The organism is Pseudomonas sp. GM80 (genome assembly GCF_000282515.1).
Lineage (GTDB): Bacteria > Pseudomonadota > Gammaproteobacteria > Pseudomonadales > Pseudomonadaceae > Aquipseudomonas.
Genome location: NZ_AKJD01000271.1, coordinates 1 through 10,381, shown reverse-complemented (window position 1 = coordinate 10,381; position 10,381 = coordinate 1). Strand labels below are relative to the sequence as shown.

General features: G+C 59.8%; 7 protein-coding genes. All 7 read left to right on the top strand.

Going from position 1 to position 10,381, the window contains the following annotated elements; all coding sequences use genetic code 11:
• Positions 1–285: 285 nt before the first annotated feature.
• Positions 286–1,446 carry an efflux RND transporter periplasmic adaptor subunit gene (locus tag PMI37_RS30730; protein ID WP_008088921.1) on the top strand — a complete coding sequence of 387 codons (1,161 nt, stop codon included), beginning with the start codon at positions 286–288 and terminating at the stop codon, positions 1,444–1,446.
• Positions 1,443–4,556: a multidrug efflux RND transporter permease subunit gene (locus PMI37_RS30725; protein ID WP_008088919.1), complete on the top strand. Its 3,114-nt coding sequence runs from the start codon at positions 1,443–1,445 to the stop codon at positions 4,554–4,556. The genes PMI37_RS30730 and PMI37_RS30725 overlap by 4 nt, the downstream gene beginning before the upstream one ends.
• 9 nt (positions 4,557–4,565) lie before the next feature.
• Positions 4,566–5,243 carry a heavy metal response regulator transcription factor gene (locus PMI37_RS30720; RefSeq protein WP_007916978.1) on the top strand — a complete coding sequence of 226 codons (678 nt, stop codon included), beginning with the start codon at positions 4,566–4,568 and terminating at the stop codon, positions 5,241–5,243.
• Positions 5,233–6,597, top strand: a complete 1,365-nt coding sequence (locus PMI37_RS30715; protein ID WP_008088917.1) for a heavy metal sensor histidine kinase — start codon at positions 5,233–5,235, stop codon at positions 6,595–6,597. Before PMI37_RS30720 ends, PMI37_RS30715 begins: the two co-directional genes overlap by 11 nt.
• Before the next feature lie 304 nt (positions 6,598–6,901).
• Positions 6,902–7,123 carry a hypothetical protein gene (locus PMI37_RS30710; RefSeq protein ID WP_008088915.1) on the top strand — a complete coding sequence of 74 codons (222 nt, stop codon included), beginning with the start codon at positions 6,902–6,904 and terminating at the stop codon, positions 7,121–7,123.
• A gap of 194 nt (positions 7,124–7,317) precedes the next feature.
• Positions 7,318–8,634, top strand: coding sequence for an OprD family porin (locus tag PMI37_RS30705; protein ID WP_045123360.1), 1,317 nt, complete (start codon positions 7,318–7,320; stop codon positions 8,632–8,634).
• Positions 8,635–8,856: 222 nt separating this feature from the next.
• Entirely contained in the window at positions 8,857–10,365 is a 1,509-nt protein-coding gene (locus tag PMI37_RS30700; RefSeq protein WP_008088911.1) for a sensor domain-containing diguanylate cyclase, read from the top strand.
• The last annotated feature ends 16 nt before the right edge of the window (positions 10,366–10,381 follow it).

The following is a 10,381-nucleotide window of genomic DNA, read 5'->3' as shown; positions in this document are numbered from 1 at the left end:
CGAAGCAAACCGTAGGCGCTGCGCCCGGATCGATCCCGTAGCGAAGGAACCCCGAGCCCCAGCGAGCGGGCCGCACGTAGGAGCAAGCGTTTTTTGCTTACTTTTTTAGGCGCTTGTAAAAAAGTGAGTCGCCGTCAGGGCGAAACCCTAAGTAGCCGTTACCGCAGCAACGGATATGTACACACGAAACTGACAGCGCTGACAGCCAGCCGTCACCCTCCTGACCCCCAAACAAGTTTATAAAGACCCTAACCCTGCCCAAAATCCGTCCGGCGCCCACCCCGCATGCGAATCCAAAAGAACAAAGCCCTGCTCGCCACCCTATTGATCGTCCTCGCAGGCGCAGGTCTGTGGTACGCCCTGAAACCCGCCCCGACCAAACTCGCCCCCCCCACGGCCATCCCGGTGCGAGTCATCGCGGTCAGCGAAAAAGACGTCCCCCGCTACACCAGCGGCATCGGCTCGGTACTCTCCCTGCACAGCGTGGTAGTGCGCCCACAAATAGACGGCATCCTCACCAAAATCCTCGTCAAAGAAGGCCAACTGGTCAAAACAGGCGACCTGCTGGCCACCATCGACGACCGCTCCATCCGCGCCAGCCTCGACCAGGCCCGCGCCCAACTGGGCGAAAGCCAGGCGCAACTGCAAGTCGCCCTGGTCAACCTCAAACGCTACAAACTGCTCACCGTCGACGACGGCATCTCGAAACAGACCTACGACCAACAACAAGCTCTGGTCAACCAATTGAAGGCCACCGCCCAAGGCAACCAGGCCTCCATCGATTCCGCGCAGGTACAACTTTCCTACACGCAGATCCGCTCTCCGGTCACCGGCCGCGTCGGTATTCGCACAGTCGACGAAGGCAACTTCCTGCGCATGACCGACACCGCCGGCCTGTTCACCGTCACCCAGATCGACCCGATCGCCGTCGAGTTCTCCCTGCCCCAGCAAATGCTGCCGACCCTGCAAGGCCTGATCAACGATCCACAGCGCGCACCGGTCAAGGCCTACATCGGCGCCGACACTGATGGCGAAACCGGCAACCTGCTCGGCGAAGGTCACCTGACCCTGATCGACAACCAGATCAACGCCAACACCGGCACCATCCGCGCCAAGGCCGAGTTCGACAACGCCAGTCAGAAGCTCTGGCCCGGTCTGCTGGTCACGGTAAAAATTCAGACAGCCCTCGACAAAGATGCGCTGGTCGTCCCACCCACTGTCGTACAACGTGGTCTCGACCAACACTTCGTTTACCGGGTGAATGGCGACAAGGTCGAAGCCGTACAAGTGCAGATGGTTTACCAAGGCAGCGGCCAGGACATCATCAAAGGCGTGAAGGCCGGTGACGTGCTGGTCACCGACGGCCAGTCGCGGCTCAAGCCCGGCTCGACCGTGCAAGTCATGACCGAACCGGCGCAGGTGGTGCAAACGGAGCCGAAACCATGAAGGCGCACAAAGGCGTCTCCACGTGGTGCATCGATCATCCGGTCGCCACAATCCTGCTGACCATCGCTCTGGTGCTGGTCGGTTTGATTGCCTTCCCGCGCTTGCCAATCGCCCCACTGCCGGAAGCGGAATTTCCTACGATTCAGGTCTCCGCGCAATTGCCCGGCGCCAGCCCCGACACCATGGCTTCATCCGTGGCCACGCCGCTGGAAGTGCAATTCAGCGCCATCCCCGGCATGACTCAGATGACCTCAAGCAGTGCGCTAGGCTCAAGCCTGCTGACCCTGCAATTCACCCTCGATAAAAGCATCGACACCGCCGCGCAAGAAGTCCAGGCGGCGATCAACACCGCCGCCGGCAAACTGCCCAAGGACATGCCGACGCTGCCCACCTGGAAGAAGGTCAACCCGGCCGACAGCCCGGTGCTGATCCTCAGTGTCAGCTCGACGCAAATGCCCGGCACCGAACTCAGCGATCTGGTGGAAACCCTGCTCTCACGTCAGATCAGTCAGATCGACGGCGTAGGACAAATCAACATCACCGGTCAGCAACGTCCGGCGATTCGCGTACAAGCCTCGGCGGACAAACTCGCCGCGATCGGCCTGACCCTCGCCGACATTCGTCTGGCGATTCAACAGACCAGCCTCAACCTCGCCAAAGGTGCGCTGTACGGTGAATCGAGCATCTCGACGCTGTCGACCAACGACCAGTTGTTCCACCCTGAGGACTACAGCCAACTCATCGTTTCCTACAAGGATGGCGCCCCGGTTCACCTGCGCGATGTCGCCAAAGTCGTCAACGGTTCGGAAGATGCCTACGTGCAAGCCTGGGCCGGTGATCAACCCGGGGTGAACCTGGTGATCTCGCGCCAGCCCGGCGCCAACATCGTTGAAACCGTCGACCGCATTCAAGCCGCCCTGCCCGGCCTCGAAGCGATGTTGCCGGCCTCGGTGCAAGTGAAAACCCTGATCGACCGTACGCAGACCATTCGCGCCTCCCTGCATGAGGTCGAAATCACCCTGTTGATCGCGATCATGCTGGTGGTGGCGGTGATGGCGCTGTTCCTGCGCCAGCTGTCGGCAACACTGATTGTCTCGGCGGTGCTTGGCGTGTCGCTGATCGCCAGTTTCGCTTTGATGTACATCCTCGGCTTCAGCCTGAACAACCTGACACTGGTGGCGATCGTGGTGGCCGTGGGGTTTGTGGTCGACGATGCGATCGTCGTGGTGGAAAACATCCACCGACACTTGGAGGCCGGCGACGATATGCGCGAAGCGGCCATCAAGGGCGCCGGCGAAATCGGCTTCACCGTGGTCTCGATCAGTTTCTCGTTGGTGGCGGCGTTCATTCCGTTGCTGTTCATGGGCGGCGTAGTCGGGCGACTGTTCAAGGAATTCGCCCTGACCGCGACCTCGACCATCATGATTTCCGTGGTGGTGTCGCTGACCCTGGCGCCAACACTGGCGGCGCTGTTCATGCGCAAACCGGTGCATCACGCCCACGATAAACCGGGCTTCAGCGAACGTTTGCTCAGTTGGTATGAGAAAGGCCTGCGCCGCGCCCTCGCTCATCAAAAATTGATGATTGGCGTATTCGGTTTATCGCTGGCGCTGGCCATCGGCGGTTACATCTTTATCCCGAAAGGTTTCTTCCCGGTGCAGGACACCGGTTTCGTCCTCGGCACCACCGAAGCCGCTGCGGATATTTCCTACGGCGACATGGTGAAAAAACACTTGGCCATGGCCGAAATCGTCGCCGCCGATCCGGCCGTGCAAGCGTTTTCCCATTCAGTCGGTGTCTCCGGCAGCAACCAGACCATCGCCAACGGCCGCTTCTGGATTGCCCTGAAAAAACGCGGCGACCGTGATGTCAGCGCCAGCCAGTTCATCGACCGCATCCGTCCGCAACTGATGAAAGTCCCCGGCATCGTCCTCTACCTGCGCGCAGGCCAGGACATCAACCTCAGTTCCGGGCCGAGCCGTGCGCAGTACCAATATGTGCTGAAGAGTAACGACGGCGCGACCCTCGCGACATGGACGCAACGCCTCACGGAAAAACTGCGCAGCAACCCTGCATTCCGCGACATTTCCAACGACCTGCAACTGGGCGGCAGCATCACCCACATCAGCATCGACCGCAGCGCCGCCGCGCGTTTTGGCCTGACCGCCAGCGATGTCGACGAGGCGCTGTACGACGCCTTTGGCCAACGGCAGATCAATGAATTCCAGACCCAGGTCAACCAGTACAACGTGATTCTGGAACTGGACACCAAGCAGCGCGGCAAGGCCGAAAGCCTCAACTATTTCTATCTGCGCTCACCACTGAGTGGCGAGATGGTGCCGCTGTCGGCGCTGGCCAAATTCGATGCGCCGACCATTGGCCCGTTGTCGATTGCCCACGACGGCATGTTCCCCGCCGCCAACCTGTCGTTCAACCTCGCGCCCGGCGTGGCGTTGGGTGATGCGGTGATTCTGCTCAATCAGGCCAAGGCCGAGATCGGCATGCCCACCGCGATCAGCGGCAATTTTCAGGGTGCGGCGCAGGCGTTCCAGAGTTCGCTGGCCAGTCAGCCATGGCTGATTCTCGCGGCGCTGGTGGCGGTGTACATCATTCTCGGCGTGCTTTATGAAAGCTTCGTACACCCGCTGACGATCATTTCGACGTTGCCGGCGGCAGGCTTGGGCGCGGTGATCATGCTGTGGATCTGCGGTCAGGACTTTTCGATCATGGCGTTGATCGGCCTGGTGTTGCTGATCGGTATCGTCAAGAAGAACGGCATCCTGATGATCGACTTCGCATTGGAAGCCCAGCGCCACCGAGGCTTATCACCTCAGGATGCGATTTTCGAAGCGTGCATCACGCGGTTTCGGCCGATCATCATGACCACCCTCGCCGCCCTGCTCGGCGCGCTGCCGCTGATGCTCGGTTACGGCACCGGCGCCGAGCTGCGCCAACCGCTGGGCATCGCGGTGGTCGGCGGTTTGCTGGTCAGCCAGATGCTGACGTTGTTTACCACGCCGGTCATATACTTGTGGCTTGAGCGGCTGTTTCACCGGCACTCACACCCACCAGCCCCATCGCCCGCACCGGCATTGGCGACCACAGACTGAGGCAGGGTCATGCGCGTTCTGATTATCGAAGACGAGGAAAAAACCGCGGACTATCTGCACCGCGGTCTGACGGAACAGGGTTACACCGTGGATCTGGCCCGCGACGGCGTCGAGGGTTTGCATCTGGCGCTGGAAAGCGACTACGCGGTGATCGTCCTCGACGTGATGTTGCCGGGCCTTGATGGCTTCGGCGTGCTGCGCGCGTTGCGGGCGCGCAAGCAGACCCCGGTGATCATGCTCACCGCCCGCGAGCGTGTCGAAGATCGCATCAAAGGCCTGCGCGACGGTGCCGACGATTACCTCGGCAAACCGTTTTCCTTCCTTGAACTGGTCGCGCGCCTGCAAGCGCTGACCCGGCGCAGTGGCGGCCATGAACCGGTGCAAGTGAGCATCGCCGATCTGTGGATCGACTTGATCAGCCGCAAGGCGACCCGCGCCGGCACGCGCCTGGATCTGACCGCCAAGGAGTTTTCGCTGCTGAGCGTATTGGCTCGCCGCCAGGGTGAAATCCTCTCGAAAACCGCCATCGCCGAGATGGTCTGGGACATCAATTTCGACAGCGACGCGAACGTCGTCGAAGTTGCGATCAAACGCCTACGCGCCAAGCTTGACGGGCCGTTCGACGAGAAACTGCTGCACACCATTCGCGGCATGGGTTATGTGCTGGAGAGCCGTGGTGTCCAGTAATTCGATTGCCCTGCGCCTCAGTGGCATGTTCACGCTGGTGGCGCTGCTGGTGTTTCTGTTGATCGGCGGCGCGTTGTATCAGCAGGTCGATAAAGGCTTGGGATTGCTGCCGGAAGCCGAGCTGGATGCGCGTTACAGCGTGCTCGAATCGGCGCTCAATCGCTTCGGCACCCCGGAGCACTGGGCGAAGATCACCGCCAAGTTGAAGCTGCTCGGCGAAGAGGACAAACGCATTCGTTTCTGGGTGGTGAGCGGCGATCCGGGTTACGAGTATGGTCAACCGGATGCGGTGATTCGCGCGTTCGCCCAAGGGCCGCTGGGCATGCATGACCTGCAGTTGCCCGAGCATCTTTATCCGCTGAAAGTGTTGTTGACCGAGTTGCCGGCCAAGGATCAGCGTCCGCCGCTACGCTTCATGATCGGCATCGATACCGAGACGTTTCATGAGACTCAGCACAACTTGCTGATAGCTTTGATCGGGCTGGCGATTGTCGGTGTGTTGATGGCCTCGGCGCTGGGTTACTGGGTGGCGCGGATTGGCCTGAAACCGCTGATCAAACTCTCCCATGAAGCCCAACGTCTGGCGCCGCCGCTGCGGGCCGGGCGCTTGCGTTTGTCACCGCTGCCGCCGGAGCTGGAGCAGTTTGTCGACTCGTTCAACTCGACGCTGGAGCGGGTCGAACTGGCCTATTCGCGGCTGGAATCGTTCAACGCTGACGTCGCTCATGAATTGCGTTCGCCGCTGACCAATCTGATCGGCCAGACCCAAGTGGCGCTGACCCGTGGGCGCTCTGCCGAACATTATTTCGAAGTGCTGCAATCCAATCTGGAAGAGCTGGAAAGGTTGCGTTCGATCATCAACGACATGCTGTTTCTGGCCAGTGCGGATCAGGGCAATAAGGCGACCAAACTCACCTCGACTTCGCTGGCCGATGAGGTGGCGACGACGCTGGAGTATCTGGATTTCATTCTTGAAGATGCGCAGGTTGAGGTGCTGGTCAGTGGTGATGCGCTGGTGCAGATCGAGGTCGCGCATTTGCGGCGGGCGTTGATCAATTTGCTCAGTAATGCGGTGCAGCATACCGGGCCGGGGCAGGTGATCGAGGTGCGGATTGAGGTTGAGGAACATCAAGTCAGTATCGGCGTCGCCAACCCCGGCTCGCCGATTGCCAGTGAACATTTGCCACGCTTGTTCGAGCGGTTTTATCGGGTCGATGCGTCGCGCAGTAACAGTGGCAATAACCATGGGCTGGGGCTGGCGATCGTCAAGGCGATTGCGCTGATGCATGGTGGGGATGTGTTTGTGCGCAGTGATCGGGGGATGAATACCTTTGGCATTCACCTTCCTGTCTGAATGCTTTTTTCATGGCTGAACGCGGTCAACTGTGGTGAGGGGATTTATCCCCGTTGGGCTGCGAAGCGGCCCTAAAATTCCAGCCTCAAAGACCCCTTCAGACCTTGTGCTCAGGATTTGCGACTGCTGCGCAGCCGAACGGGGATAAATCCCCTCGCCACAAGGATTTCTACCACTACTGGATGGGTGATCTTTGCTTGTGCTGTAACAGTCATTTATGAAAATCGCGCTGTTTCCCGTTGCCCGGCAACCTTATCTTTGCCCGCACCAAACAGCACACTCGCCAAGCGAGAAGGTTTTCAAGATGTCCAACAGTATGGGTATTGCCAGCGCTTTCGTTTTGTCCTCATTGATCCTGTCGCCGCTGGCGATGGCTGAAGAATCCCACGCGTTCGTGGCGCAGAATTCTGCCCGCGCTCAAGCGTATGACCAGCATCAGGCAGAAATGATGGCCAAGGCCAAAGACGCGACGCAGGCCCCTCAGGCTGCAAATTCCCAGGCTCAATCGCTGGAAAAAGACAGCTGAGTCGCGCACCGCACCGTTTCCCTCGACGCGGTTGTTTGGCTCTTCCCGTTCAACCGTCGTCATTCCAGGCCGCTGCCGTTCAGCGGCCTTTTTTCGTTGTGGTCTGAAAGCCGTTTGGTTCGTCTGTAACAACAAGAAACATCGAGCGCCTCAAAATATAGAGGCGCCAGTTGACCCAAGGAGCTCCATTGCACGTGCGTTACTCAGTCCGTTTCACCCCGTTGTTCATTGCAATTGCCGCAACGATTGCCCCTGCCGTTCACGCGGACGAGCCAGCCAAAGAAGGTTTCGTCGAAGGTTCGAGCCTCAACCTCAACGCCCGCAACTACTACATGAATCGCAACCGCTTGCAGCAGGCGGACGACAACATTGAGTGGGGCCAAGGGTTTCTCGGGATTTTCCAGTCGGGTTACACCGAAGGCACGGTCGGTTTCGGCATTGATGCCCACGCCATGCTCGGGCTCAAACTCGACGGCGGTGGCGGCACGGACGGTTCGAGCATCCTGCCGGTCCGAGAAAATGGCGGCAAAGCACCGGGAGCTTTCTCCACCGCCGGTGGCACGTTGAAAATGCGCGCGTTCGACACCGAGTTGAAGGCCGGTGACCTGTTTCTCACCAATCCGGTAATTGCCGGCGGTGACACGCGCATGCTGCCGCAGACGTTTCGTGGTGTGAGCCTGACCAACCACAGCTTCGATGGCTGGCTGATCGAAGGTGGCCAGGCGAGTTTCACCAAACCGTACAACCAGAGTGGCCACACGCGCATCGGCACTTCCTACGGCACCCTGGCCGATGGCGATGAGAGCCAGCACCTGAACTGGGCCGGCGTGGCCTGGAGCGGTGTCGAAGGTCTGACCAGCAGCCTTTACGCCTCTGAGCTGAGGGACATCTGGAACCAGTACTACTACGACCTGGATTACACCTGGCAGTTGAACGATCTGGTCAGCCTCAACCCAGGCCTGCACTTCTATCACACGCAAGACACCGGCGATGCGCTGCTCGGCAACATCGACAACAACACCTACAGCCTGCATTTCACCGTGGGCGTCGGCAGCCACAGCGTCACCGCCGCGTATCAGCGGGTTAACGGCAACACGCCGTTCGACTACATCAGTCAGGGCGACAGCGTTTACCTCGACAACTCGCAGCAGTACTCGGACTTCAACGGCCCGAATGAGCGCTCGTGGAAACTCAAGTACGCCTATGACTTCGCCGGGGTGGGTTATCCGGGGCTGACGTCAGCGGTGTCGTACTCGCGCGGGACGGTGGATCTGACCAAGGTCGATCCTGACGGCAAGGGCTATTCCAACTGGTACAGCGCTGAAGGGCGCAATGCCAAACATTGGGAGCGCGATATCGATCTCAAGTACGTGGTGCAAAGCGGCCAGGCGAAAGACCTGGCGGTACGCCTGCAATGGGCGACCAACCGTGGCGGCAACGGCTACGGCGCGATTGATTCAGACACAGATGAATACCGCGTGATCATCGACTACCCGATCAACGTCTTCTAAGATCAGCATCAAATCAATTGCGATCTGATACAAATTTTGATTGAAATGGTTTTTGTGGCGAGGGGATTTATCCCCGATGGGCTGCGCAGCAGACCCTTTTTTGGGGCCGCTTCGCAGCCCATCGGGGATAAATCCCCTCGCCACAGTAGATCTTTTTTAGTGTTATCCCCCGCAGTGTTTGTGCAACTACGCTTATAAGATCCCCTAATCGATAACCCCATCATGATCGCGAGCCGTACCCCTCCGGTTTCGGGCAAGACCGGACGCCCCGAACTGCTGCTGATTTGCGGCAGCTCGCTGACCGTGATCGCGATTTTATGCATCGTCACCTTTCTGCTGATCCGCGAGCACGCCAACGCTCAGGAATCGGCGACCCGCAGCGCCACCACCATCGCCCAGTTGATCGACGCCGATGTGTTGCGCACCGTCGAACTCTACGACCTGACCCTGCAAGGCCTGATCGCCGCCGCCCAGCGCGATGATTTGCGCGATGTCACTCCGCAGGTCCGCCACTTGGCGCTGTTCGACCGTTCCACCACCGCACGTTTCAAGGGCGACATTCTGCTCCTCGACAAGCATGGCGACGTGCTCGCCGACTCTTCGCGGGTCGAACCGAAACCGGGCAATTTCGCCGACCGCGACTACTTCCTTGCCCACGCCTTCAATCGCGATGTCGGCATGTTCATCAGCCGGCCGTTCAAGACCCGTTGCGACTGTGATGAAGCCAACCAGTGGCGAATCAGCTTCAGCCGGCGGATATCCTCGGACACCGGCGAATTTGTCGGCGTCGCCGTGGCTTCAATGAAGCTCGACTACTTCGACCAGTTGTTCAACAGCCTCGACATCGGCAAAGACAGCACGCTGAACATCATCGACAACGACGGCGTCCTGCTGGCGCAAAAGCCTTATCTGCAAAGCGATTCGATCGGCAAGAGCTTCGGCAATCGGCCCAATGTCATTCGCATACTGCGCGACAAGGATGGCAACGGCAGTTTCAGCAGCACCTCGAGCATGGATCATCAGCAGCGTCTCTATACCTATTCGCGCGTTGGCAACCTGCCGCTGACGGTGATGGTCGCGCTGTCCAGCGATGAAGTATTCGCCACCTGGCGCCGCACGGCGATCCTGATCAGCGGTGCTACCGGCGTGCTCTGCGTGGGCTTGCTATGGCTGACCTGGCTGCTGGCCCGCGAACTGCGCCGACGCCAGCGCGCCGAACACGAACTGGCGCAACTGGCGGCCACTGATGCGCTGACCGGTGTCGCCAACCGTCGAATGCTCGATCAGGCGCTGCGTCACGAATGGTTTCGGGCCCAGCGTTCGGGCAAGCCGATGTCGGTGATGATGATCGATGCCGACCACTTCAAGGCGTTCAATGATCGGCACGGACATCAGGCCGGGGATCAGGCGCTGCGTGAGCTCGCCAAGCTGATCACGGCAAATGTGCGGCGGCCGGCGGATCTGGTGGCGCGGTATGGCGGCGAGGAGTTTTCGGTGATTCTGGCTGAGACCGACGGTCATGGGGCGCAGCAGATTGCCGAGCATATTCGACAGGCGGTGGAGCAATTGCCGTGGGTCGAAGGGGCTGAGCGGCCGATGACGGTAAGTATTGGCATCGCGACCTGGACATCGGCGAGTGAGTTGACGCTGGAGCAACTGTTGTTTGCGGCGGACAAAGCGTTGTATCAGGCCAAGGAAGGTGGGCGGAATCGGGTGGTGGTGGCTGCCTGAAGATCAAAAGATCGCA